20 protein-coding genes and 1 tRNA gene are annotated in these 25,506 nt (G+C 58.0%); 17 read left to right on the forward strand and 4 right to left on the reverse strand.

Going from position 1 to position 25,506, the window contains the following annotated elements:
• Nucleotides 1-178 precede the first annotated feature (178 nt).
• The 3 genes from mtaB (at nucleotide 179) to FGF66_RS09460 (ending at nucleotide 3,626) form a co-directional block, all read left to right on the forward strand.
• A complete protein-coding gene (gene mtaB, locus FGF66_RS09450) occupies nucleotides 179-1,531 on the forward strand; it encodes a tRNA (N(6)-L-threonylcarbamoyladenosine(37)-C(2))-methylthiotransferase MtaB (protein ID WP_139457401.1) in 1,353 nt (450 codons plus the stop codon).
• 94 nt (nucleotides 1,532-1,625) lie between these two features.
• Entirely contained in the window at nucleotides 1,626-2,159 is a 534-nt protein-coding gene (locus FGF66_RS09455) for an adenine phosphoribosyltransferase (RefSeq protein ID WP_139457402.1), read from the forward strand.
• Between the two features lie 24 nt (nucleotides 2,160-2,183).
• Nucleotides 2,184-3,626 (forward strand): sodium:proton antiporter, encoded by a 1,443-nt coding sequence (locus FGF66_RS09460; protein WP_139457403.1) that lies wholly within the window; start codon nucleotides 2,184-2,186, stop codon nucleotides 3,624-3,626.
• Nucleotides 3,627-3,829: 203 nt separating this feature from the next.
• On the opposite strand, the gene FGF66_RS09465 is transcribed toward FGF66_RS09460, so the two are convergent.
• From FGF66_RS09465 to ftsH, 3 genes are read right to left on the reverse strand one after another with little or no spacing between them, the layout of a single operon-like run.
• Nucleotides 3,830-4,135 carry an HU family DNA-binding protein gene (locus FGF66_RS09465; protein WP_139457404.1) on the reverse strand — a complete coding sequence of 102 codons (306 nt, stop codon included), beginning with the start codon at nucleotides 4,133-4,135 and terminating at the stop codon, nucleotides 3,830-3,832.
• A gap of 43 nt (nucleotides 4,136-4,178) precedes the next feature.
• Nucleotides 4,179-4,541: a sulfite exporter TauE/SafE family protein gene (locus tag FGF66_RS09470; protein ID WP_139457405.1), complete on the reverse strand. Its 363-nt coding sequence runs from the start codon at nucleotides 4,539-4,541 to the stop codon at nucleotides 4,179-4,181.
• Between the two features lie 45 nt (nucleotides 4,542-4,586).
• Nucleotides 4,587-6,566, reverse strand: coding sequence for an ATP-dependent zinc metalloprotease FtsH (gene ftsH, locus FGF66_RS09475; RefSeq protein ID WP_139457406.1), 1,980 nt, complete (start codon nucleotides 6,564-6,566; stop codon nucleotides 4,587-4,589).
• A gap of 326 nt (nucleotides 6,567-6,892) precedes the next feature.
• On the opposite strand from ftsH, the gene gltX reads away from it, so the two are divergent.
• The 5 genes from gltX (at nucleotide 6,893) to FGF66_RS09500 (ending at nucleotide 12,252) form a co-directional block, all read left to right on the forward strand.
• Complete coding sequence (gltX, locus tag FGF66_RS09480) at nucleotides 6,893-8,404, forward strand: glutamate--tRNA ligase (protein WP_139457407.1); 1,512 nt, start codon at nucleotides 6,893-6,895, stop codon at nucleotides 8,402-8,404.
• A gap of 97 nt (nucleotides 8,405-8,501) precedes the next feature.
• Nucleotides 8,502-8,577 (forward strand) — tRNA-Phe (locus FGF66_RS09485).
• A gap of 437 nt (nucleotides 8,578-9,014) precedes the next feature.
• Nucleotides 9,015-10,145 (forward strand): carotenoid 1,2-hydratase, encoded by a 1,131-nt coding sequence (locus FGF66_RS09490; protein ID WP_139457408.1) that lies wholly within the window; start codon nucleotides 9,015-9,017, stop codon nucleotides 10,143-10,145.
• Nucleotides 10,146-10,386: 241 nt separating this feature from the next.
• Nucleotides 10,387-10,932, forward strand: coding sequence for a QcrA and Rieske domain-containing protein (locus FGF66_RS09495; protein WP_139457409.1), 546 nt, complete (start codon nucleotides 10,387-10,389; stop codon nucleotides 10,930-10,932).
• Nucleotides 10,933-10,968: 36 nt separating this feature from the next.
• Nucleotides 10,969-12,252, forward strand: a complete 1,284-nt coding sequence (locus tag FGF66_RS09500; RefSeq protein ID WP_139457410.1) for a cytochrome b — start codon at nucleotides 10,969-10,971, stop codon at nucleotides 12,250-12,252.
• A 121-nt stretch (nucleotides 12,253-12,373) separates the two neighbouring features.
• Here FGF66_RS09500 and FGF66_RS09505 read toward each other — a convergent pair whose 3' ends face one another.
• Nucleotides 12,374-15,847, reverse strand: a complete 3,474-nt coding sequence (locus tag FGF66_RS09505) for an alpha-amylase family glycosyl hydrolase (protein WP_139457411.1) — start codon at nucleotides 15,845-15,847, stop codon at nucleotides 12,374-12,376.
• A gap of 108 nt (nucleotides 15,848-15,955) precedes the next feature.
• Here FGF66_RS09505 and FGF66_RS12670 point away from each other — a divergent pair, with 108 nt between their 5' ends.
• The 9 genes from FGF66_RS12670 to FGF66_RS09545 all read left to right on the forward strand — a co-directional run bounded on the left by FGF66_RS12670 (nucleotide 15,956) and on the right by FGF66_RS09545 (nucleotide 25,467).
• The gene (locus tag FGF66_RS12670; protein WP_170181314.1) at nucleotides 15,956-16,123 is read left to right on the forward strand and encodes a hypothetical protein; all 168 of its coding nucleotides are present in this window, start codon (nucleotides 15,956-15,958) and stop codon (nucleotides 16,121-16,123) included.
• Nucleotides 16,120-17,001, forward strand: a complete 882-nt coding sequence (gene rfbA, locus FGF66_RS09510; protein WP_139457412.1) for a glucose-1-phosphate thymidylyltransferase RfbA — start codon at nucleotides 16,120-16,122, stop codon at nucleotides 16,999-17,001. The genes FGF66_RS12670 and rfbA overlap by 4 nt, the downstream gene beginning before the upstream one ends.
• Before the next feature lie 46 nt (nucleotides 17,002-17,047).
• The gene (gene rfbC, locus FGF66_RS09515; RefSeq protein WP_139457413.1) at nucleotides 17,048-17,605 is read left to right on the forward strand and encodes a dTDP-4-dehydrorhamnose 3,5-epimerase; all 558 of its coding nucleotides are present in this window, start codon (nucleotides 17,048-17,050) and stop codon (nucleotides 17,603-17,605) included.
• Between the two features lie 38 nt (nucleotides 17,606-17,643).
• Nucleotides 17,644-18,534 (forward strand): dTDP-4-dehydrorhamnose reductase, encoded by an 891-nt coding sequence (gene rfbD / locus FGF66_RS09520; protein WP_139457414.1) that lies wholly within the window; start codon nucleotides 17,644-17,646, stop codon nucleotides 18,532-18,534.
• 107 nt (nucleotides 18,535-18,641) lie between these two features.
• Complete coding sequence (rfbB, locus tag FGF66_RS09525; RefSeq protein ID WP_139457415.1) at nucleotides 18,642-19,691, forward strand: dTDP-glucose 4,6-dehydratase; 1,050 nt, start codon at nucleotides 18,642-18,644, stop codon at nucleotides 19,689-19,691.
• 60 nt (nucleotides 19,692-19,751) lie between these two features.
• Complete coding sequence (locus tag FGF66_RS09530; RefSeq protein ID WP_139457416.1) at nucleotides 19,752-21,158, forward strand: mannose-1-phosphate guanylyltransferase/mannose-6-phosphate isomerase; 1,407 nt, start codon at nucleotides 19,752-19,754, stop codon at nucleotides 21,156-21,158.
• Nucleotides 21,159-21,317: 159 nt separating this feature from the next.
• On the forward strand, nucleotides 21,318-21,536 hold the full coding sequence (locus FGF66_RS09535) for a hypothetical protein (RefSeq protein WP_139457417.1): 219 nt from the start codon (nucleotides 21,318-21,320) through the stop codon (nucleotides 21,534-21,536).
• 170 nt (nucleotides 21,537-21,706) lie between these two features.
• Nucleotides 21,707-24,958 carry an isoleucine--tRNA ligase gene (gene ileS, locus FGF66_RS09540; RefSeq protein WP_139457434.1) on the forward strand — a complete coding sequence of 1,084 codons (3,252 nt, stop codon included), beginning with the start codon at nucleotides 21,707-21,709 and terminating at the stop codon, nucleotides 24,956-24,958.
• A 65-nt stretch (nucleotides 24,959-25,023) separates the two neighbouring features.
• Nucleotides 25,024-25,467 (forward strand): TraR/DksA family transcriptional regulator, encoded by a 444-nt coding sequence (locus tag FGF66_RS09545; RefSeq protein ID WP_139457418.1) that lies wholly within the window; start codon nucleotides 25,024-25,026, stop codon nucleotides 25,465-25,467.
• The last annotated feature ends 39 nt before the right edge of the window (nucleotides 25,468-25,506 follow it).

A 25,506-nucleotide genomic window follows, 5' to 3' on the forward strand; every position in this document is an offset into this window, starting at 1 on the left:
CGTCAAGATATGGATATTTCAGTTAAATCGATAGATTTCAATACCTTATGTCAGTACTGACTTTTTAGAGATGCCCTAAATTTGTAATATGAATGCTGTATTATGAATGTATATAAAATGCGTGTTTAACTTGAGGTCTGTTTTTTATTATTCTATTGATTAAAAGGAACTTGTGTTTATGAAGCAGAAAAGTGTTGCTGCTGTAACTCTTGGTTGTAAAGTGAATTATGCTGAATCATCCTCCATAATCGATATGCTGGTCTCGGCAGGATGGCAATTGAATGCAATCGATGACGGAGCTGATGTTATTATTATTCATACCTGTGCCGTTACCGGTGAAGCGGAAAGGAAGTCGAGGCAACAGATTCGGAAAATTATAAGAAATCATCCGGGATGCAAGGTTGGGGTGATTGGTTGTTATGCGCAACTCGATCCGGAACGGATTGCCGCTATCGAGGGGGTTTCATTCGTGCTTGGCACATCCGACAAATTCGCAACTGAATGGTACGGATATGAACCCTTGCCGAATGATCCCGTCCCCTTGGTTAAGGTCTCTCCTTCCGATCAGGCGAAAATCGCTCATCCGGCCTGTTCGATACTTTCCCGGCCTGAAACGGGCAGAACCAGAGCTTTCCTGAAAATACAGGATGGTTGCAGTTTTGGTTGCGCTTATTGTTCGATTCCGCTCGCCAGAGGGCGTTCTCGTTCGGTAACGCTTCCTGAGGTGCTCGACAGGGCGCGAAAAATTGCCGATGCCGGTTATCGTGAAATCGTGCTGACCGGCATCAATATTGGCGATTACCGGGATGGTGATACCCGGCTCGCCGCGCTGCTCAGGCGACTCGAAGCCATCGATGTCAGCCGGATTCGCGTCAGCTCGGTCGAACCGCAACTGCTCGATGACGAATTGATCGACATCGTGGCGGCTTCCACCAAAATCATGCCTCATTTCCATTTGCCGTTGCAGAGCGGCTCCGACACAGTGCTTCGGGCGATGGGGCGGCATTACGATACGGCGTTCTATCGCGAGCGGCTCATGAAAGCGGTTTCGTCGATCAAAGGGTGCGCCATTGGCGCTGATGTGATGGTCGGTTATCCCGGCGAGAGCGATCGGGACTTCGAAGAGATGTGCCGTTTCATCGATGAGTTGCCGGTTGCGTACCTGCATGTTTTTAAATGTTCGCCGCGGCCTCGCACCAGGCTTTTCGCGGAGATCGCCGAAAAGAAGCTGATTCGCGTACCTTCAGCCGAAGCGTCGTCGAGAGCGGCCCGGCTTGGTGAGATCGGCGAAACGATCGAGCGCCGTTTTGCCGGGGCATTCATCGGCAGCCGCCTGAAGATACTGTTCGAAGAGTCCGAGGCGCTTTCCGGAGGAGCGATGCGCTGGAGCGGGTACAGCGAGAATTACCTTCGGGTAAGCGTCGAGGTCGGCGCGGAATTCAGTGCCGGGGAGTTGAGAGGCCAGGTCCGCGAAGTGCTCGTCGATGGCTTTGGCGAGGGTTGGCAATTACAGGGCAGACTCTTATCTTAAACACTTTGCATGGAACGGGCGTTTTTCCGCGGCCTCGCTTCGGAGGCGTTCCGCATCCGGCAGTTTTCATCAATTCCGAAAAACCTCCACAGCCATGCCCATCAAATCCAGAATTCGCACCGTTCCTGATTATCCGAAAAAAGGGATCATGTTTCGTGACATCACCACGCTCATCAAGGATCCGGTTGGCTTCCGTCTGGTGATCGACAACATGACCCAGCACTATCTGTCCAACGGAGTCGATTTCGATGTGATCGTGGGCATCGAGGCAAGGGGTTTCATTCTTGGCGGCGCGCTTGCCTACACGCTCGGCAAGGGATTTGTGCCGGTCAGGAAGCCAGGCAAACTGCCGGCGGATGTGGTGCAGCTCGAATACGAACTCGAGTATGGCACCGACAAGATCGAGATGCATACCGACTCTCTGGTCGAGGGGCAGCGCGTGCTTCTGGTCGATGACCTGCTGGCCACGGGCGGCACGGCTCTTGCCGCTGCCGGACTGGTCGAGAAGCTGGGCGGCGTCGTGGCTGGCATGGCTTTTATCGTCAATCTGCCCGACATCGGTGGTGAAAAGAAAATTCGTGAAAAAGGATATGACATCTACTCCCTGACCGAGTTCGAAGGGGATTGAGTCTTTTCGAAAACTGACTGATTCATGAAGCCTCACGCTGGCTTTTTGAAAGGTGGCATGGCCACGGCGGCAATGACGGCATTGTTCTGTGCCGCGCCGTCCGTGGCCTTTTGCGCGACCGGAGGTGGGGAGCACTCCTTCCTTCCTCCGGTATGGCTGGCCCTTCCGTTTGTGCTGCTGCTGCTGATGATCGCCACTGGCCCTCTCTTTTATCCGAAATTTTGGGAGCACAACTATCAGAAGATCGCTCTTTTGCTTGGCGGCGGCGTTTCGCTCTATTATGCGGTTGCCGTGGCGGGCGGGTTGCGTCAGCTCGAGCATACGCTCGAAGAGTACATCTCCTTCATCGCCCTGATCGCCTCGCTCTTCGTCGTGGCGGGCGGTATTCTGATCAGGATCGAGAGGCGGGGAACCCCGGCGCTCAACGCACTGCTGCTGCTGTTCGGCGCGGTGCTGTCGAATCTGGTCGGAACGACCGGAGCTTCGATGCTGCTGATCAGGCCCTATCTCAGGGTCAACGAAGGCCGCCTGAAGCCGTTCCATATCGTCTTTTTCATCTTCATCGTCAGCAACATCGGCGGCGCCTTGACGCCTATCGGTGATCCGCCGCTTTTTCTCGGCTTTCTGCGCGGCGTACCGTTTTTCTGGGTGCTCGAACACCTTTGGCTGCCCTGGCTGGCGACGGTCGTTCTGCTGGTCGCGATTTTTTTCGCGTTCGATGTGAAGACTGGACGGAGCAAGAGCGACGCGGCCTATTCGGGCCGCATCACGCTGACGGGCCGCAGAAATTTCATCTACCTGATTCCGCTTATCGGGTCGATCTTTCTCGATCCCGCCGTGATTGACGGATTTCCGAGTCTCCAGGAGACGCTGCATGTGCCGTTTGGCATCAGGGAGGTCATCATGCTGACGATCGCGGTCGTGGCATACAAGACAGCAAACCAGAACGCGCTGAAGGGCAACGAGTTCAACTTCGAGCCGATCAAGGAGGTCGCGTTTCTTTTCGTGGGCATCTTCGCCACCATGATCCCGGCGCTTCAGCTCATCGGCGCTTATGCGCAGTCCCATGCAGCCGACTTCACCGTCACGAAGTTTTACTGGTTCACCGGACTCTTGTCCGGAGTGCTCGACAATGCGCCGACCTATCTGAATTTCCTCGCGGGCGCGATGGGCAAGTTCGGTCTCGATGCCGGAAGTTCTGCGGACATTGCCAGATTTGCGCACGGCATCTCTTCATCGGTCGAGGGAGATGTCGAGTCCTCTCTGTACCTGATGGCTATTTCGGTGGCGGCGGTCTTTTTTGGCGCGATGACCTATATCGGCAATGCTCCGAACTTCATGGTCAAGAACATCGCCGAACAGACGGACGCTGACGTCCCCTCTTTCGTGGAATATATTTACCGCTATTCGATTCCCGTGCTGCTGCCGGTATTCGGGATCATCTGGTTTGTCATGTTCAACTGGTAGGCGTACCATGACACCTGCCGTTTCAGAGAGTAAACGGCAGGATCGAAAGCCGGAAAACGCGTGGCCACTCTCATCCGGTACTCAATGACAAGAGTGACGAAACCTTTTCATTCCTCAGTTATCCTGAAACAGGCGCACTCCCTTGTGCGCTGGCGCTTTCTTTCATCAAGATCGTCGCCGCGCGGGATGTGCCGCCAGGGCGGTTATTCATCGGATTTCAGGCTTTCGCTGACCGCGTGCTTGAACTCCTTGGAGATTTTGAACGTCGGCACGTTTTTCGGTTCGACGGTCACCTTCTCGCCCGTTCTGGGGTTTCTGGCCTGCCTGAGATTCTTGTAGCGGATGTTGAACGATCCGAAGCCGCGAATCTCGATGCGTTTTCCGGCCTTGAGCGAGTCGATGATGCTTTCGAACAGGCAGTCAACGACTGCTTCTGTTTCGTTCTTGGTCAGACCTGTGCGCTGGGCGATAACGTTCACCAGGTCGGCTTTGGTGGTTGTCTGTCCCATGGTAGTGTGTGCTTTGGGGTTATAGGTTTGCCAATACTTCTGATTAATACCAAAGGCGGATTGCTACTAAAACAAGAAAAACAGCGAACATCCGTCTCAACAGATCGCTTGAGAGTTCGATGGCCAGCTTTGCTCCGAAGAAAGCTCCGGCGAAAAGACCCAGGGCGATGACCAGCCCGAACCAGACGTGCTCGGTCGTGATCTTGCCGGATTGATAATATTCGTAAACCCCGAGCAGTCCGACCGGCAGCAAGAGCGCCATGAGCGAAGTCGCGCTGGCGGTTTGCTGGCTCATGCCGAAAAAAAACACCAGCGCCGGAACGATGATCACTCCGCCACCGACGCCGAACATGCCGGAGAGCAGTCCGGCAGCGATTCCCGTGATGAACAGAATGAGCAATTGCATGATGGTTTTCGAAATGATGTTCCGTTGTTGACTTGTCAGTGCTGCTCATGCCGGAGAGCCTTCAATGGCCCCCTCCGAATTGACGATCGAGTCGATTTCAGCCGAATCGAGTGACTCCTTTTCGATCAGCCGGGCAGCCATCTCGTGCAATATCCGGCTATGCGCCGACAAAATTTTGCGCGCATTGTCCATGCATTCGGTAATGATTCTGCGCACCTCGACGTCAATCTGAAGCGCGGTATCCTCGCTGTACTCCCGGACGTGCGAATAGTCCTTGCCGAGGAACACCTCCTTGTGCCCGTCGCCGTAATTGATCGGGCCGAGTTTGTCGCTCATGCCCCAGTTCTTGACCATTTTGCGGGCGATCTCGGTCGCCTTCTCGATGTCGTTGGCCGCCCCGGTGCTTACCTCGTCGAAGATCAGCTCTTCTGCCGCCCGCCCGCCGAGAGCGTAGGTAATCATGGCGATCAGGTACTCGCGGTTCTGCGTGTAGCGGTCTTCGAGCGGCAGATAGGCGGTCTGGCCGAGGCTCCGGCCCCGCGGGATGATCGTCACCTTGTGGATCGGGTCGGAGCCGCTGGTGAACTTCGAGACGATCACGTGCCCCGCCTCGTGGTAAGCGGTGAGCTTTTTCTGGTCGGGAGAGATGAACATGCTCTTCCGCTCCGGCCCCATGAGCACCTTGTCGCGCGCATCTTCGAAATTCTGGCCGGTGATCTCCGTCTGCTCCTTTCTTGCCGCCAGCAGCGCTGCCTCGTTGACCAGATTGGCCAGATCCGCGCCCGAAAAGCCAGGTGTGCTCTTGGCGATGAGCGCCAGATCGATGTCGCCGGAGAGCGGTGTGTTCCGGGTGTGAATTTTCAGGATCGCCTCGCGCCCCCTGATGTCGGGCTTGTCGATGACCACCTGTCGGTCGAACCTGCCGGGGCGCAACAGCGCGGTGTCGAGCACGTCGGGGCGGTTGGTGGCGGCGATGAGAATCACGTTATCCCTGGCGGTGAAGCCGTCCATCTCGACGAGAAGCTGGTTCAGCGTCTGCTCGCGCTCGTCGTGGCCGCCGCCGAGACCCGCGCCACGGCTCCGGCCAACGGCGTCGATCTCATCGACGAAGACGATGCACGGCGAGTTTTTCTTGGCGGTCTCGAACAGGTCGCGCACCCGGGCCGCGCCGACGCCGACGAACATCTCGACGAAATCCGCGCCGGAGATCGAGAAAAACGGCACCTTCGCCTCGCCGGCAATCGCTTTGGCGAGCAGCGTCTTGCCCGTGCCGGGAGGGCCGAGCAGGAGCACACCTTTGGGGATCTTGCCGCCAATTTTCTGGAACTTCTCCGGGTTCATGAGGAATTCGACGGTCTCCTTCAACTCTTCGACTGCCTCGTCAACTCCAGCCACATCATCGAAAGTCACCTTGACGTCGAATTCGCTGACGAGCTTGGCGCGGCTCTTGCCGAAGCTGAAGATGTTTTTCTGCGCACCGTTCTGCATCGACATGCGCTTGAAGATAAAGAAGTAGGCAAAGCCAAAAAGCACCCACGGCAGCAGGAGCAACAGGATATTGGAAAATTCGTCGCTGCCCTGCACGATCTTGAGCTGGACGCTGCTTGCCGAGAGGCTGTCGGCCTGAACGCGGTCGAAGCCCGGAAGCCTGACCATGAAGCGGTCGGAGAGGATAGTATTGCCGCTGGTCAGCCGCAGGCTGTCAGCCGCCTTGAGTTTTGCTGTAAGGAGCGCGGAGCGATCCTGGCTTATTTTGACAGTCACTTCGGTCAGCGAGCCGCTGTCGAGGATCGAACGGTATTCGTTATAGGAAATTTCCGGGGAGAGTTCCTGGGAGAAAAAGCGCTGGAATACAAACAGACCGAGCAGCGCCAGCATAAGGAAAAGGATGAACTTGGGAAACCTTCCCTCACGGCCATCTTTTCCGGGAAAACGCTCATCTGGATCCGAGCCTTTGTCTGGCGGCATGAAGCGGTTGCCGGGCCTGGTTTTCGGAGCCTTGTCGCTGCTTTTATTTGACTGCATCGGCTGTTGTTCGTATGATGCAAGATAACTTACGGAATAATAAGTAATTAAAAGTAAAACTTTGGTGGAAACCAAAAAGTTTATCGTGAGCCTTCTCCGGCACGTTTTTTTATATGTTATTTTCTTGCCGCAGCCGGAGATATGGCTGCCGTCGAGCGCCCGGTGAGCTTTTTGTTTCGCGGTCGTTCAAATTCGGTTGCGATTGCCGAATGCAGCGAGATTTTTTTAAATTCCATGCGTTTCGACGGCGCTGCAAGAACATCTGAATGTCCGGGTTCGCTTGCCGTCACAGTTTGCCGAAATCACAAAATCTGGATCTTCGTACTATGGCCGGTCAAAAGGTTAGAACGCGATTTGCCCCATCTCCCACGGGATATCTCCATGTCGGCGGTCTTCGCACCGCGCTGTACAACTATCTGTTCGCCAAGAGAATGAACGGGGACTTCGTCATCAGAATCGAGGATACCGACCAGAGCCGCAGGGTCGAGGATGCCGAAAAGAACCTCATCAGCACACTCGAATGGGCGGGCATCATCGCCGACGAAAGCCCGATTCACGGCGGCAACTACGGCCCCTACGTGCAGTCGCAGCGCCTGTCGATCTATCGCGACTACTGCACCCGCCTGCTCGAAGACAAGAACGCGTACTACTGCTTCTCGACCTCCGAGGAGCTCGAAGAGAACCGCCAGCTCCAGCTCAAGCAGGCGCTTCAGCCCAAGTACAACCGCAAGTGGTTGCCCGAGGAGATGGGCGGCAACATGCCGGAGTCGGAGATCAAGAAGAAGCTCGACGAGGGCGCTCCCTATGTGGTGAGGATGAAGGTGCCCGATTACATTTCGGTCTGGTTCGAGGATATGATTCGCGGCCCGATCGAGTTCGATTCGGCCACCATCGACGACCAGGTTTTGATGAAGTCCGACGGCTTTCCGACCTACCACTTCGCCAGCGTTATCGACGACCATCTGATGGAGTTCACCCATATCATCCGCGGTGAGGAGTGGCTGCCGTCGATGCCGAAGCATCTGTTGCTCTATGAATTCTTCGGCTGGGAACCGCCGAAGTTCGCGCACCTGCCGCTTCTGCTCAATCCCGACCGCTCCAAGCTCAGCAAGCGCCAGGGCGACGTGGCCGTGGAGGACTACATGCGCAAGGGCTACAGCAACGAGGCGATTGTCAACTTCGTCGCGCTGCTCGGCTGGAACGAAGGCGAAGGCAGCGAGCAGGAGGTGTTCAGCATGGACGAGCTGATCTCGAAGTTTTCGCTCGAACGGGTCGGCAAGGCTGGAGCTGTGTTCAACGTCGAAAAGCTCTCCTGGCTCGAAAAGCAGTATATCAAGACCCGGCCCATCGAAAAGATCGTGGAGGGCATCAAGCCGGTGCTCCAGGCGAAGCTGGCCGAATTCTCTCCGGAGATGTCCGTCGAGCGCATCAGCTCCGACGACTATCTTGGCAAGGTGGTCGAGCTGATGCGGGAGCGTGTCAACTTCGAGCACGAGTTCGTGACCTTCAGCAGCTACTTCTTCTTCGAGCCGGAGAGCTACGAAGCAGAAGCCGTGGCCAAGCGCTGGACGCCCGAGGTGCCGGCACTTATCCAGGAGTTTGCCGAGCTGCTCGAAGCGAGCGACGACTTCACTGCCGAGAACATCGAGGCGCAGCTCAAGGCGTTCGTGGCGCCGAAGGGGCTGAAGCCCGCCGTGCTGATTCATCCGCTCAGGATCGCCGCCTCCGGCGTCAGCTTCGGGCCGAGCCTCTACCACATGCTCGAAGTGCTTGGCAAGGAAGCGGTGCTCCGCCGCATCCGCCGCGCCATCGAGCGCATCGAAGCGCCCGTGGCCTGACCCGTCCGACTGCGGGGCATTCCGGTGTCCCGCAGCAAAAAAAGTTTTTTCTGTTTTGAGTTAAAAGTGCAATTGCTATATTCACCTCACTTCAGTTGGACAGATAGCTCAGTTGGTAGAGCAAAGGACTGAAAATCCTTGTGTCGGGGGTTCGATTCCCTCTCTGTCCACCAATCATACCTCGCTCCCAAGCCCCGGAACTCCCGGGGTTTTTGCTTTTCTGGCGATCCGGTTTGCCTGTTTGCTGTTCGCCTGTGGGGTTGGGCGGGGGCGTAGTGAATCTTGAATCACTATCAGTCAATTCCTCGTCACTCCTGTGGTAAATCAAACAGCTTGCGGCGAACTTCTTTGCAGGATCCACAGAAAAGAACGCAGTTTTTACTCACTCTTGCCGGTAGTGATTTAAAGCCGGGAAAGCGCTATCTTGGTTGAAATTTTTTTGACTTTCATGTCGGTATTTGTGTGTTTAACAAGATCGTTGGCGAAGTTTTTGACGTATGCGCATCCGATTCCATCTCTCTCCTCCAATCTCCCTCGCGTGGGCCTTTCGGCCTTTCCGCCCGTCGTGCGGTGATTCCGTCGGCTCGTCATCTCATCCTCAGCGCTCGGCATGAACATCACGACCGATCCGCTTCAGGAGGCCTGGCACCGGCTCGATGCTCCCGGTTCCTACGAGTGGTGGTACTTCGACGCCGAAGACGAGGAGCAGGGAATCTCCGTCGTATTCATCTGGTTTGCCGGTTTCGCCTTCTCGCCATACTACCTCAGCCATTACGAAGAGTGGAAAGCCCGCCGCCGGGACGACCCGCCGAATCCGGTGGATTACGCCGGGTTCAGCTTTCAGCTCTACCGCGACGGGCGCGAGGTCATCAATTTCATCAAGGAAGGGCCGCGGGAGCTGTTCGCCTCCGAAGATGGCGGCATCGGCGTCCGGTTCGAGGAGAACCGCTTCGTCTATGACCCCCAGCGCGACGAGTACCGCCTCGGCATCGACTTCACCTTTCCGGCGCGAGATCGCTCGGTTCACGCCTCGTTCTCCTTTCGGCCACTGCACCGTTTCGACTACCGCCTCGACACCGCCGTGCACGATGGCGTCGATTTTCGCCACCAGTGGGTTTTGAGCGTACCGAAAGCCGAGGTGCTTGGCGTTCTCGACATCAAAATGCTAGCGTCCGGCAAGCGCAAGGTTCTGCAATTCCGCGGACGGGGCTATCACGACCACAATCTCGGCATCGTGCCGATGTATGAATCGATCGACCGGTGGTACTGGGGGCGGGCGTTTTCGGCGCGTTACGACCTGATCTATTATGTGGTGTTCCTGCGTGGCCGCTCATCCTCGCCGCAGGCGCTCATGCTGGTTCGCGATCACGAAAGCGGCAACCCGTCAGCGTTCGACGCGGTAAGCGTGAGCGAGAGCGGCTTCAGCAGAGGCCTGTTCGCGCCGGTTCACGGTCAAACGTTACGGCTTGAGGCGGCGGGCGTCAGCGTTGATATCCGGCATCGCAAGGCGCTCGATGCCGGTCCGTTCTACCTTCGGTACGCTTCCCGTTTTTCGATGACGATTGGAGACGAGCGGCTGGAAGAGGTCAGCGGTATTTCCGAGTTTCTGAATCCAGGGCCGTTGAATTCAAAGCTGATGCAATTTTTTACGGCAAGCCGCGTCTGGCGAGAGGGAAAACGGTCAGCAATGTATTTCCTGTACAATTTTTTCAAGCATCAGTTTGATTTCCGGCGCTTCTAACTACTTATTAAACATTTCGATAACACTCAGGTTGCTTATGATGCCTTTTTAAGGCGGCATTGTATAAAAAGGAAATAATTTTAAATTGAATGTCAGTCTGTAAACGCCCTCGGCACTTCCGGTAACCGTAGTGATACCGGAACACCATTGAGCCCCCGGTAAATCTTTGACGAGATACCGTCAGACGGAGGAAGCCTGCTTTATTCATACAACTCAAGTCATTTAAAGGAGATAGATAGAAATGGCGCAAACTGGTAATTTCAAAAGCCCGGCAAGAATGAGTTCGCTGGGTCAGGGTGCCGCTCCCGCTTCATCTGGTGCGGTTACTGGCGGAAAACCTCGCGAGGGCGGACTCAAGGGAGTCGATTTCGAACGCAGAGGCTTTCTGCACAAGATTGTCGGCGGAGTGGGTGCCGTCGTGGCCGTCAGCACACTGTATCCTGTCGTGAAGTACATCATTCCTCCGGCTAGGAAGATCAAGAACGTCGATGAACTTACCGTCGGCAAGGCATCGGAAGTTCCGGACGGCAAGAGCAAGATTTTCCAGTTCAACGAAGACAAGGTCATCGTGGTCAACAAGGGTGGCGCCTTGACCGCTGTCAGCGCCGTTTGCACGCACCTCGGCTGCCTGGTGAACTGGGTTGATGCCGATAACCAGTATTTCTGCCCCTGCCACGGCGCGAAGTACAAGCTTACCGGCGAGATCATTTCCGGCCCGCAGCCCTTGCCGCTGAAGCAGTACAAGGCAAGGATCGAGGGTGACAGCATCATCATTTCAAAAGCTTAAGAATCAATACCTGAAAATCAAGAGAGTCAAAACAATATGGCTGAAAATACTCCAAAGCCGGCAGCAGGCACCGCTCCTGCCAAGCCGAAACCGGCGGCTCCCGGAGCGGCGAAACCCGCTGCCCCGAAAGCTGCTGCGCCGGGCGCTGCGAAACCTGCCGCCAAACCGGCGGCTCCGGCTGCCGCTGCACCTTCAGGCGTTTACAAACCCCCGGTAGATCGTCCGGATCCGAATCCTTTCAAGGATTCCAAAATGAGCGCCGTGGCCGGATGGTTTCAGGAGCGCTTCTATGTGCTCAACCCGATCATCGATTACCTGAAGCACAAAGAGGTGCCGAAGCACCGCCTTTCCTTCTGGTACTATTTCGGCGGTCTCGGTCTCTTTTTCTTCGTTATCCAGATTCTCACCGGCCTTCTGCTCCTCCAGTACTACAAACCGACTGAAACCGATGCGTTCGCTTCGTTCCTGTTCATTCAGGGCGAGGTGCCTTTTGGCTGGCTGCTTCGCCAGATTCACGCCTGGAGCGCTAACCTGATGATCATGATGCTGTTCATCCACATGTTCAGCACCTTCTTCATGAAATCGTATCGCAAGCCTCGTGAGCTCATGTGGGTCAGCGGCTTCGTGCTGCTTCTGCTCAGCCTTGGCTTCGGCTTCACCGGCTACCTCCTGCCGTGGAACGAGTTGGCCTTCTTCGCCACCCAGGTTGGCACCGAAGTTCCGAAGGTCGCCCCCGGCGGCGCGTTCCTGGTCGAGATTCTTCGCGGCGGCCCCGAGGTCGGCGGCGAAACCCTCACCCGCATGTTCTCGCTGCACGTCGTGCTGCTTCCCGGCTTGGTCATGCTGGTGCTGGCCGCTCACCTGACCCTCGTGCAGATTCTCGGCACCTCCGCTCCGATCGGCTACAAAGAGGCTGGTCTCATAAAAGGCTACGACAAGTTCTTCCCGACCTTCCTTGCCAAGGACGGCATCGGCTGGCTCATCGGCTTCGCCCTGCTTATCTATCTGGCCGTGATGTTCCCCTGGGAGATTGGCGTTAAGGCAAACCCGCTCTCCCCGGCTCCGCTGGGCATCAAGCCGGAGTGGTACTTCTGGGCACAGTTCCAGTTGCTCAAGGACTTCAAGTTTGAGGGCGGCGAGCTTCTGGCCATCATTCTCTTCACCATCGGTGGCGTTGTCTGGCTGCTTGTGCCCTTCATCGATCGCCAGGCTTCGGAGGAGAAGAAAAGCCCCATCTTCACCATATTCGGTATTCTGGTGCTGGCCTTCCTGCTCATCAATACCTACAGGGTCTATGCCGAGTATTCGATGCTCAAATAAGATTCCTGTTTCATAGGACAATGAAAAAGCCCGGATTTCCGGGCTTTTTCTGTTTGGAGATTTTTTGGGGGGGGGGAGTATTTACAGGTCGTATAAGTCCTATAGGATAAGATTTCAATGCTCAACTGCTCTTTTCCAGCAGCGCTCCCATTTCGTAGCCGCTGAGGAAGGCGGTGATTTCGAGTTGTTCGATGGTGTCAAGCCAGGTGCCCAGCATGGCTGGTTCGTTTGCCGCCGCTTGTTGTGCTTCGGTGGTTTCAATCAGCGCTTGCACCATGATCCAGTAGGCGAAAAGGCTGAGCTGGCGTTCGCGGAACCACTCCTTGCCGTGCAGGTGCTGCACCTGCATGAAGGCTTTGAAGTGGCGGTCGCCCGATTCGTGGAGTGCCCTGATCGAGTTCATGAGCTGCTCATCCGGAGTTTCATCGCTGCCGGTCTCTGTCCGCCGGGCGAGCAGGCAGGAGAACAGATCGACAGCTCCCGCGCCGCTCACGGGCCACGAGGGGTGGTCGGCTATCACCGTTTCAAGCGTGTCGCCGAGCATCCACTGATCGATGAGCTGCTTTTCGAGAAGCCCGTCGGCTCGCAGCATCTCCTGAAGGCTTTCGAGTGCGATGAGGATTCTCGCCATTGGTCGGAATGCGTCGTTCTTCTTTCCATTGATGCCGAGCACGGCTTTGATCCGGTTCGATCCGGCAGTTCCTCCAAGCTCCGTCTTGAAGCGCAGGGCGTTGAGGTAGCTCTTCGCCGCCTGGTCGGCAATGCCGTCAGGCAGGGTCAGCGGTGTTTCCATGAGCTCGCCGAAGCGTTCCGCGACAGCTTCGAGCATTGTCTGGCAAGTAGTGCCGAACGTGGCGGCGAGTTGCTCCGGTTTGGCTGATTGCGCCTCCGGCTTTCCTATGATGCCGCCGATTGCCGCTTCCACGATCTGGTGGATCGGTCGCAGGCTCATCAAGAGCGCCTCGATTTCGATCGAGCCAACGCCCCGTCCGTTCAGCTCCTCAGAGACCCGGTCGAACGGCTTGAGCTTCGATGGGCGGACGACGCGGAACTCCATGAAGATGTTGTACTGGTAGCCGCCGAGCGAGGCGTAGAGGCCCTGTTCGCGTACCAGCGCGCACGAGCGGATGAACTCCAGGCCGCTCCGCTGGTCGCGGAAGATGACGTAACGGTCGTGCTCGCCGGGCAAGCCGAGCGCGTCGCCAAGCGTGGTATGCGTGAACGAGCCGTTGTCGAGCCGCGCGGCGGAAATCCTGATCCATCCCTCCGAAGCTTCGTAGCGGTTGTTGTAGATGAAGAGACTCTGCTTGCCTTCGTGCCGGTTGGTGTAGGCGAAGACGTTTTCGTTGACCTGTCCATCCGGCGCGTAGAGGTCGAAGAGCTGGAAATGCGCGACTTCGGCGAACAGCGAGCGCTGCTTCATGACCGGGAAGATTTCGCGGTAGTGGCGCTCGACCAGCTCGTGGTCGGGCTGTTCGTCGTAGTAGGCCTTGGCGTACTCCATGCCGTACTTTTCGGTGAAGCCCTCCACCTGCCCGTGGCCGATCATCGGCAGGCCGGGCATGGTGAGCATCATCATGCAGACGCCGAAGTATTTGTCGCCCCGCCCGAACTGCGCGATGGCCGTGTCCTCATCCGGATTGTTCATGAAGTTGACGTAGCGCTTCAGAATCTCCGCGTCGAACTCGAGCGTCTTTTTGATGAGCACCCGGTAGCCCGCGTTGTCCTCCTTTTTGAGCATGTGCATGAAGGCGCTGTTGTAAACGCGGTGCATGCCGAGCGTACGGACGAAGTAGCCTTCGAGCATCCAGAACGCTTCGGCGAGCAGCAGCGTGTCGGGCGCCTCCTGCGCTACGCGGTCAACCACTTCGCGCCAGAACTCCTGCGGCATGGCGGCCTCGAAATCGGCCATGCTCATCGACCATGCCCCGCGCGACGGGATGCCCGGCGCGTGGCCATGCAGCGGGAACCAGAGTCGCTGGATGTGCATCTTGGCCAGCACCATCGCCGCGTCGAAGCGGATCACCGGGAACATGCGGGCCACGTGCAAAATCTGCTGGATCACCCCTTCGCGCACCTGCGGGTCGAGGAAGTTGAGCTGAGCCGTGTCGTTCCACGGCATGGTGGTGCCGTCGTTGCCGTGATAGACGTAGCGGGTGTCGCCGGTCAGGTGATCGACCCGCTTGAAGGTGACCGCTGCGTCGGAGCGGTTCCAGTAGCCGTCCTCGATGTGGATGCCGTAGCGGCTGTCTTCGCTGAGGTTCGGGCCGTTGTAGGTGTAGTTCTGGTATGGCGGTTCGTTTGCCGAGAGGAACCACTCGGGGCGGTTGCGCACCAGCTCCGAGTCGATGCCGGTGTGGTTCGGCACCATGTCGCTGGCGAGCCGGATGCCGCGCTGCATGGCGCGGTTGCGCAGATCGACGTAGCCGTCGTAGCCGCCCAGCTCCTGGGCGATGTCGTAACTTTCGAGCGCGTAAGCGGAGGCCTTGGCTTCCGGATTGCCCTGCAACTGCTTGATTTTGCGCGATGCGTAGCTGCGCTCCCAGAGGCCGATCAGCCACAGCGAGGTGAAGCCGCGCCCGGCGAGCAGGTCGAGCTCCTCGTCCGGAATCTCCTGCAATCGCGTGACGCGCCGCCCGTACTGGCGCGAGAGCTGGTCGAGCCAGACGTAGGTGCTCTTGGCGATCATCACCACTTCGGGCATCCACGACGAGTCGTGCGAGTAGCGGGCCGGAGCGTTGGCGAGGTCGTCATACGAGGGCGCGTGCGCCTCCTTTTCGCCGAACGCGCCGTGCGCCTGTCCGCCCCCTTGCTGGGCCACGTTTTCAAAAAAGAGGTAGCGATCCTCGTCCTCGATCAGCACGATCGCCTCGTCGAGCAGCGGCCACCACGGCGAGTCCGAGAGCATCTCTCCCCAGTTCAGCCTGATGAAGCGGAGCTGGTCGAGCAGCGAGCCGGGCGCGTACCGCGAAGGATTCAGGAGCAGCTCCTCCAGGTCGCCCGCGTTACTGACCGGCCCCGAAGCGCGAATGGCCTCCTGCATCGCCCTGACGAGCTGCGGGTAGGCCTCGTCGCCGTGCAGCTCGCGGTCGGAAATCAGTCCGGCAAACTCCTTCAACGCCGGATTCCTGTTGTTGAGCCACACGAGGAACGCCTCTTCGAGCACGTCGGCCCGGCCGGAGCGGCTTTTCAGGCAGGCTTCGGAAGTTGTTTTCGCGTGGTAGATCTCCGTGGTAGGGAACCGTTCGAGGAACTTGCCAAGATACTCGATGGCGTGCCAGTTCGAGGTTCCGTGTTCCAGCGCGGCGAGCGCTCCGGTTTGCAAGCCGGAGACCTTGTCGATGATATGGTGTTGCAGCTCGTGCAGCAGCTTCATGCCGTGAAACTGCGCGGGCAGGAGCGGTTTGGCGTCCTCACCCTCAACAAGCCGCCGCCGCTGGTTGAGCGCTTCGGTCTGCCGCTCGGCCAGCGCCATCGCTTCGTGGCGTTCATTCGGCAACAACAAAAGATCGGGATCGTCGAGGTGGAAGCGATTTCTGGCCGCTTTGCTGATGTAAAAATGCTCTTTCGCGGAAGTACGGATGTCGGTGCTCATAAGACTTGCCTGTCAGGCTCGGGATGGTTCGTAGGTATTACGCAAGGTACGCAAAATAATTGGTTCCGGCTGAAACACTGGTTTCAGGAGTCGGCTAAGGAGGAACCCTTGAATAAAGCCGTCCGCGAAGTGGTTATATCGCTCAAATTTTCGGCCAGCAGTTTTCCTGAATGCGCGAATAAAAAAGAAGATATTTTATCTATATTCGTAGAGTTGACGGCCCGGAAAGCTGCGTATCGTAAACATTCGTTGACCAAAGACCACCAACCATCATGAAAGGCATCATTCTCGCGGGCGGCTCCGGAACCCGCCTCTATCCGGTGACCAGGGGCGTATCGAAGCAACTGCTTCCGGTGTATGACAAGCCGATGATCTACTATCCGCTGACAACCTTGATGCTTGCCGGTATCAGGGACATACTCGTCATTACCACTCCTGAGGATCAGTCATCGTTTGTCAAGCTTCTTGGTGACGGCAGCGAATGGGGCATCTCGATTTCCTATACCGTCCAGCCAAGTCCTGACGGCCTGGCGCAGGCATTCATTCTCGGACGCGATTTTATCGGCGACGACGATGTCTGTCTCGTGCTCGGCGACAACATTTTTTTCGGCTACGGCTTCAGCGGGATGCTCGAAGAGGCGGTGCGCGTCGTCGAGAGCCGCAGAAAGGCGGTGGTTTTCGGCTACTATGTGAGTGATCCGGAGCGTTACGGCGTGGTCGAGTTCGATCCGGAGGGGCAGGTGCTCTCCATCGTCGAGAAGCCGGAGAAGCCGAAATCGAACTACGCGGTCGTGGGTCTTTACTTTTACACGAACGATGTCGTTCGCATCGCCGCCGAAGTGAGGCCGTCGTCGAGAGGAGAGCTCGAGATCACCTCGGTGAATCAGGCCTTTCTCGAACGTGGCGAGCTGTCGTGCTCGATCATGGGGCGCGGATTCGCCTGGCTCGATACCGGTACGCACGAATCGTTTCAGGACGCGGGCAGCTTTATCCAGACCGTCGAAAAACGGCAGGGTCTCAAGATCGCCTGTCCCGAGGAGATTGCCTGGCGGAACGGCTGGATCGGCGACGCCGATCTCGAACGCCTTGCCTGGCCGCTCCTCAAAAATCAGTATGGGCAGTATCTGCTCAAACTGCTGGAACGGAGAATCTGAACCGGGCGATTGCATCTTCATCAATCCATCAGCCGCTTTGTAACCAATGCAGATCACACCGACCTCAATTCCTGATGTTTTGCTGTTCGAGCCAAAAGTGTTCGGCGACGAACGCGGCTGGTTTTTCGAGTCTTTCCGGCAGGATATTTTCGAGCGTCATGCCGGAAGCTATCGTTTTGTACAGGACAACGAGTCTTTTTCGCGTTATGGAGTGGTTCGTGGACTGCACTATCAGAAGCCGCCCCATGCGCAGGGCAAGCTTGTTCGCGTGATTCGGGGCGAAGTGCTCGATGTGGCGGTCGATATCCGGACAGGCTCGCCGGACTTCGGCAAGCATACCGCGCAACTGCTCAGCGAAAGCAACCATCGCATGATGTGGATTCCGCCCGGCTTCGCGCACGGTTTTGCTGTGTTGAGCGAGACGGCGCTGTTCAGTTACAAGTGCACCGATTATTACGCGCCGACGCATGACGCCGGTGTCCGGTGGAACGATCCCGCCATTGGTATTGACTGGCGGTTGCCCGAGGCCGACGTGAGTCTGTCGGACAAGGATCAACGTCAGCCGATGCTGCATGAAATCGAGCCTGTAGAGCTGACCTCATAACTCGTTATGTTGTTTTGTAAAACTGTCGTGAAAACCCGATGAATCTTCTCGTTACCGGAAGCCGCGGCCAGCTTGGCTCGGAACTGCGAATGCTGCATGAGATGCAGGACAAGCCGGGTGCTCACACCTGGTTTTTCAGCGATCTGCCCGAACTTGACATCACTGATGCAGGGCAAGTCGAGGCTTTTTGCCGCGACCGGCGGATCGACGCCATCGTCAACTGCGCGGCCTGGACGGCGGTGGACAGGGCCGAGAGCGAGCCGGAAGCGGCGTTCAGGGTGAATCGCGACGGCGCGGCGGCGCTTGCTGCTGCGGCGAAGGCAACCGGCGGGCTTCTGGCGCACGTTTCGACCGACTACGTTTTCGACGGATCGAGCAGCCGTCCCTATCGCGAGGACGACCCGGTCGCGCCGTGCGGCGTGTATGGTCAGTCCAAATGGGAAGGGGAAGAGGCGATTCGCGCGAGCGGATGCTCGCATCTGATTATCCGCACCGCCTGGCTCTATTCGGCTCACGGGCAAAATTTCGTGAAGACCATGCTCCGTCTCGGACGCGAGCGCGAGTCGCTCGGCGTGGTGTTCGATCAGGTCGGCACTCCCACCTGGGCGGCGGATCTGGCCGGAGCCATCGTTTCGATCCTCGACCGGATCGATCCGGCGCGGCGCTATGCCGAAACTTTTCACTACTCGAACGAAGGCGTTTGTTCGTGGTACGACTTCGCCAAAGCGATCATGGACGCCGAAAGGCTTCGGTGCATGGTATCGCCCATCGAAACCAGCGACTACCCGACGCCAGCCGCAAGGCCGCCATACAGCGTGCTGAACAAACGCAAAATCCGCGAAGCCTGGAGCCTCGAAATCCCGCACTGGCACGACAGCCTGCTGCGGATGCTCGAAGAGCTGCGAGAGAGTGGCGGTAGCTCTCAGTGAATCTGGTTGTCATGGGACGGTTGGGACAATTGGGACTTGTGGGTCGGGAAGACCGAAAGACGATGAACCAATTCATAATTCAGCATTCATAATTCATCATTCTCTTCATGCACATTCTCATCACCGGCGGGGCGGGGTTTATCGGCTCTCATGTCGTCAGGCATTTTCTGGAGCGCTATCCCGGCTACACGATCACCAATCTCGACAAGCTCACCTATGCCGGTAATCTGGCTAATCTGTGCGATATCGAGTCGAATCCGAGCTACCGGTTCGTGAAGGGCGACATTGCCGATGGCGCGTTTCTGCTCGACCTGTTCAAAGAGCACAAGTTCGATGCGGTCATTCATCTTGCCGCGGAGTCGCACGTTGACCGCTCCATCGAAAGTCCGGTGGAATTCGTCATTACCAACGTGCTCGGCACGGTGAACCTGCTCAATGCCGCGCGGGCCACGTGGGACGGCAAGTTCGAGGGCAAGCGCTTTTACCACGTCTCCACCGACGAGGTCTATGGCTCGCTTGGTAGCGAGGGGATGTTTAGCGAGTCAACGCCCTACGATCCGCATAGTCCTTACTCGGCCTCGAAAGCCTCGTCCGATCACTTTGTCCGCGCCTTCCACGACACCTATGGCTTGCCGGTGGTTATCAGCAACTGCTCGAACAACTACGGCTCGCATCAGTTTCCCGAAAAGCTGATTCCGCTCTTCATCAACAACATTCGCCTTCAGAAGCCTCTGCCGGTTTATGGCAAGGGGCTGAACGTTCGGGACTGGCTCTGGGTGGTCGATCACGCGCGCGCTATCGACGAGATTTTCCATCGCGGCGCTGTCGGCCAGACCTACAACATCGGCGGCCACAACGAGTGGACCAACATCGATCTCATCCGCGCGCTCTGCCGCATCATGGATCGCAAGCTTGGTCTCGAGGCGGGAGCGTCCGAAAAGCTCATCACTTACGTCACTGACCGGGCGGGCCACGACCTGCGCTACGCCATCAACGCCTCGAAGCTGCAACGCGAACTCGGCTGGGTGCCATCGGTGACCTTCGAGGAGGGGCTGGAAAAAACCGTCGATTGGTATCTTGGCAATCAAGCCTGGCTCGATGAGGTCACCTCGGGAGCCTATCAGCATTATTACGAAAAGATGTATGCGGGACGGTGAGAGCCAGTTACATTGCATGTATATATTGCATGTAAATAACTTCTCGTACGTTTTGAGTCGATGATCATACCTGTCATTCTGAGCGGAGGTTCGGGGGTTCGCCTCTGGCCATTGTCGAGAGCTATGTATCCCAAACAGCTTCTGCCTCTTTTCGGGCAGTACACGATGTTTCAGGATACGGTGCAACGCGTTTCGGCGGTGGCGGAAACCGGCCCACTCATCTGCGTCTGCAACGACGAGCACCGGTTCCTCGTGGCCGAGCAGCTCCGGCAGATCGATGCGGAAGGGGCTATCATTCTCGAACCTTTCGGCCGTAATACCGCGCCAGCCGCCGCTATTGCGGCGCTGACCATTGCCGGGAGCCATCCCGGCGCTCTCATGCTGCTTCTGCCCGCCGATCATGTCATTCTCGACAGGCAAGCCTTTGCCGCCTCGATCGAGTCGGCCCGGAGCGCGGCTGAATCTGGCCGCCTGGTGACTTTCGGCATCGTGCCGTGTGCACCTGAAACGAGGTATGGGTACATCAGGGCGGTTGCCAGTTCCAAGGGGGAGGCCCGTCCTGTCGCCGAATTCGTCGAGAAGCCTTCCCTCGAACGGGCGGAAAGCTACGTGGCGTCGGGAGACTATTTCTGGAACAGCGGCATGTTTCTGTTCAAGCCCGAAGTCTATCTCGCCGAACTCGAAGCGAACTCGCCCGAGATGCTCGCCGCCTGTCGGAACGCCCTCGAAAAAGCCCGGCGCGATCTCGATTTTCTGCGGCTCGATCCCGAAACTTTCGCGGCTTGCCCTTCAGATTCGATCGACTACGCGGTCATGGAAAAAACCTCCAACGCCGTGGTTGTGCCCATGCAGGCAGGCTGGAACGATGTCGGCGCGTGGTCGGCGCTGTGGGGCGTACATGAGCGCGATGCCGAGGGCAATGTCAAGCGGGGCGACGTGTTGACGCACGGAGTGCGGAACAGCTATATCCACTCCACGAGCCGACTGGTGGCGGCGGTCGGGCTGGACGATCACGTGATCGTCGAAACCGCCGACGCGGTGCTCGTCGCCTCGAAGGATCGGGTGCAGGAGGTCAAGGCGATTGTCGAGCAGCTCCGGTTGCAAAAGCGCCAGGAGCCGATGATTCACCGGCGGGTCTATCGACCCTGGGGTTCGTACGAAACCGTCGATGAGGGCGAGCACTTCAAGGTCAAGCGCATTACGGTCAAGCCCGGCGCGGCGCTCTCGTTGCAGATGCACCGTCATCGCGCCGAGCACTGGATCGTGGTGACGGGCACCGCTGCGGTCACGCTTGATGAGCGGCAGGTGGAGCTTGCGGAGAACGAGTCGATCTACATTCCGGTCGAGGCGCGTCACCGGCTCGAAAATCGCGGCCAGGAGCCGCTTGAACTCATCGAGGTGCAGTCGGGCGAATACCTCGGCGAGGACGACATCGTCCGGTTCGAGGATCACTACGGGCGCTTGTGAGCGCTGTGCAAGGTTTGGCGTTATAGAACTTATAAGTCCTATAGGCCCCAGACCCGGAAAGCCGCGGCCACCTTGTATGACACCGATTATTGTGATACATTGACCTGTTGCGGTTTTGCGGCATTACAGACGATTTTCAATCAAAAATTCCGGTAGCATATGGCTGAAGATATGAGAACTCCCAACCAGGGACAGCAGGTCGGTGACGTCGTGAAAGGTGATTTCGCGACCATTCTCGTCGGTCTGGGCACGATGCTCGACGGAGCGCTGACACCTCTGAGCAAGGTCGTGGCTTCGGCGCTCGATTCGATGACCGTCGTGGCCAAACAGATTCTCGACGGCATCAGCAACTCGACCGGCGGCAATAAGCAGCAGTGACCATCAGTCGCCGGGATTTTCCAGCGCACAGTATCTGAAGGCAGCCCGATTCAGCACGATCGGGCTGCCTTTCTCTTTTCCTGCCGATTCTCGTATATTCAGACTTTTCCGCGAAGAGGGGCCGCTTCCCGCTTCCGCTCATGATTTTCCAGCTTGACATTCTCTACGCCATGCCCGACACCTATCCCGAGTACCCGTCCAGCCTTTCGTACAGCGCCATGGAGGCGCAAATCCGCGAGTTCTGGATCGAACGGAACATCTTCAGGAAGAGCCTCGAAAAGGATGCGCCCAAGGGCATCTACTCCTTCTACGAAGGCCCGCCGACGGTGAACGGCAAGCCCGGCGTGCATCACCTGTTCAGCCGCACCATCAAGGATGTGGTCTGTCGCTACCACGCCATGCAGGGCTTCGAGGTGCCGCGCAAGGCTGGCTGGGACACGCATGGCCTGCCGGTCGAGATTTCGGTCGAAAAGAAGCTTGGCCTGAAGAACAAGTCGCATGTCGAGGAGTATGGCGTGGGCGAGTTCAACCGCGAGGCGCGCTCGCTGGTCTATCACCACATCGACGACAACCGCGAGGGGTGGGGCAAACTCACCGAGCGGATGGGCTACTGGGTCGATATGGACAGCCCCTACATCACCTGCGACAACAACTACATCGAGTCGGTCTGGTGGGCGCTGAAGACCATTTTCGACAAGGGCTTGATCTACAAGGATTACAAGATCGTGCCGCAGGATCCGAAGTCCGAGACCGTGCTCAGTTCGCACGAGCTGGCGCTTGGCTACAAGGAGGTGCAGGATCCGAGCGTCTATGTCCGCTTCCGCCTCAAGGATTCGGAGGAGAGCATGCTCGTCTGGACGACCACGCCGTGGACGCTCATCTCGAACGTTGCGCTCGCCGTTGGCCGCGACATCGACTACGTGCGCGTCCGCAACCGCGAGAACGGCGAGGTGCTGATTCTGGCTGAATCGCGCCTGTCGGTGCTGGTCGAGAAGATCGGCGACGAGTCGGCGTGGGAGGTGATCAGCCGCTGCAAGGGGAGCGATCTCGAAGGGCGCGACTACGAGCCGCTCTTCAACTACTTCTCGCCCGAACGCCGCGCCTGGTACGTGGCCTGCGGCGAGTTCGTCTCGACCGGCGACGGCACGGGCATCGTGCACATCGCCCCGGCCTTCGGCGCGGACGACTACGAGCTGTCCAAACAGTACCAGCTTCCGATGCTCCAGCCGGTGGCGCGCAACGGCTGCTTCACCGCCGAGGTTCCGGACTACGAGGGGATGTTCTTCAAGGATGCCGACAAGCCGATCATGCAGCGGCTCAAGGAGGAGGGCAAGCTCTACCGCCGCGAGACGATCCAGCACACCTATCCTTTCTCGTGGCGCTACGACGTGCCGGTGATCTACTACGCCCGCGAGTCGTGGTACATCCGCACCACCGAGATCGCGCCGCGCATGGTGGAGCTGAACAAGACGATCAACTGGAATCCGCCGGAGATCGGCGCGGGGCGTTTCGGCAACTGGCTCGAAGAGAACAAGGACTGGGCGCTCTCCCGCGAGCGCTTCTGGGGAACGCCGCTGCCGGTGTGGGTCGCGGAAGACTTCGCCATCGGCGACGGCCCCGCCTCCGGCAAGCTCTTCGCTGTCGGCTCGGTCGCGGAGCTGCGCGAGGGCTTCATCGACATCGACGGCGAGGCGATGGTGCTCGGCGAAGCGCTCGACAAGGGGTTCGTCGAACTCGACCTGCACAAGCCCTTCGTGGATCGCATTTACTTCATCCGCGACGGCAAGCGCTTCAACCGCACGCCGGAGCTGATCGACGTCTGGTTCGACAGCGGTTCGATGCCCTTCGCCCAGCTCCACTATCCCTTCGAGAACAAGGAGCTGTTCGAGAAGACCTTCCCGGCGGACTTCATCGCCGAGGGTGTCGATCAGACGCGCGGCTGGTTCTACACGCTTCACGCCATCGCCACGCTCATCTTCGACCGCCCGGCCTACCGGAACCTCGTCGTCAACGGCCACATCCTCGACAAGAAGGGGCAGAAGATGTCCAAATCGAAGGGCAACGTGGTCGATCCGTTCGAGTCGATGGAGCAGTACGGCGCGGACGCCATCCGCTGGTACCTCATGATCACCAGCCCGCCGTGGCGCCCGAAGCTCTTCAATGCCGCCGAGATCGAGGAGGAGCAGCGCAAGTTCTTCCGCGCCTTCATCAACAGCTACAACTTTTTCGTGCTCTACGCCAACGTCGATGGCTTCACGAATGCCGACGCGCCCATCCCGTTCACCCAGCGCTCGGAGCTTGACCGCTGGGTGCTCTCCAGCCTCAACACGCTGGTCGCCGAAGTGACGCGCCGCATGGAGGGCTACGACCTCACCGGCGCGAGCCGCCTGATCGGCGACTTCACGGTGGACGACCTGTCGAACTGGTACATCCGCCGCTCGCGCAAGCGCTTCTGGAAGGGCGAGATGGGGCCGGACAAGCTCTCGGCCTACCAGACTCTCGCCGCGGTGCTTGAAACGCTCTCGAAGCTGATGGCTCCGTTCGCGCCCTTCATCGCCGAAAAAATCTGGCTCGACCTGAAGAGCGTCGGCGGAAACGCGAAGGCCGAATCGGTGCACCTCGCCGACTGGCCGGTGACGGACGAAGCCTGCATCGACTCGGCGCTCGAAGAGCGCATGAAGAAGGCGCAGATCATCACCTCGCTGGTGCGCACCATGCGCGAAAAGGCCACCATCAAGGTGCGCCAGCCGCTCAGGCGCATCCTGCTCGCCGCCGCCGAACCCGGTTCCCGCGCCGCCTACGAGCTGGTCTCGGACATCATCCGCGAGGAGGTCAACGTCCAGAAGATCGAGTATGTCGAGGACGAGGAGGGATCGGTCATCAGCAAAAAAGCCAAGCCCAACTTCAAAACCCTCGGCCCACGTTTCGGTAAGGAGATGAAGGTGCTGGCCGAAGAGATTCGGATCATGAGTCACAAGCAGATCGCGCGGCTCGAAGAGGTCGGCGAAATCGAGATCGACCTTGGCGGACGACTTTTCAAAATCGAGCGGGCTGACGTCGATATCGTGCACGAGGACATCGAAGGGTGGCTCGTGGCGGCGGACGAGGAGCACCGCATCATGGTGGCGCTCGACACCGAGATCACCGAGGAGCTGGAGATGCTGGGCCTGGCTCGCGAGCTGGTGAGCCGCATCCAGACCCTCCGCAAGGAGAGCGGCCTCGAAATCACCGACCGGATCGCGCTGACGGTCGCGGGTAGCGAAAAGCTGCTGGCGGCGGCCAGGAAGAGCGAGAGCTACATTATGGATGAAACGCTCGCCACGGCTATCACGATGCTGCCGCTCGACGCTTCGCAGCCGGCTGAGGCCGAGCAGGTGAACAATGAATTGTGCCGGTTGTCGCTTGAAAAATCGGGTTCATGATCGTATTATATCACTTCGTGTTTTTTTACGGTTTGCCGCTGGGTTACCGTTGGAACCTCTAAACCATGACCATCATGTCGAAGAAAACCAGCCCTGTCAAGGAAACCCCGGTCGAGCCTGCGGAGGAGACGAGATTGACCAAGACCTACCTGAGCGACGACGAACTCGAACACTTCAGGCAAATTCTGCTGAAACGGCGTGATGAAGTTCTCCGTGACCTCGATATTCTGCGCTCATCCTTGTCCGAAGAGAGCGTCGAGGACTCGATCAACTCGAACTACTCGATGCACATGGCCGATCACGGCACCGAAACCATGGATCGCGAACAGCGCTTCATGTTCATCGCCCGTGACGAAAAATACTTGCACTACATCGACCAGGCGCTCGACCGCATTCGCAACAAAACCTACGGCATCTGCACCAAATCGGGCAAGCCTATCCCCAAGAAGCGCCTCGAAGCCGTGCCGCACACCTCGGTGAGGATCGAGTTCAAGCAGACGAAGAAATAAAGCGGAAGACTCTCTTTCCGGGTCATTGACTAAGCGTAG

This window comes from Chlorobaculum thiosulfatiphilum, assembly GCF_006265165.1.
Classification (GTDB): Bacteria; Bacteroidota; Chlorobiia; order Chlorobiales; family Chlorobiaceae; genus Chlorobaculum; species Chlorobaculum thiosulfatiphilum.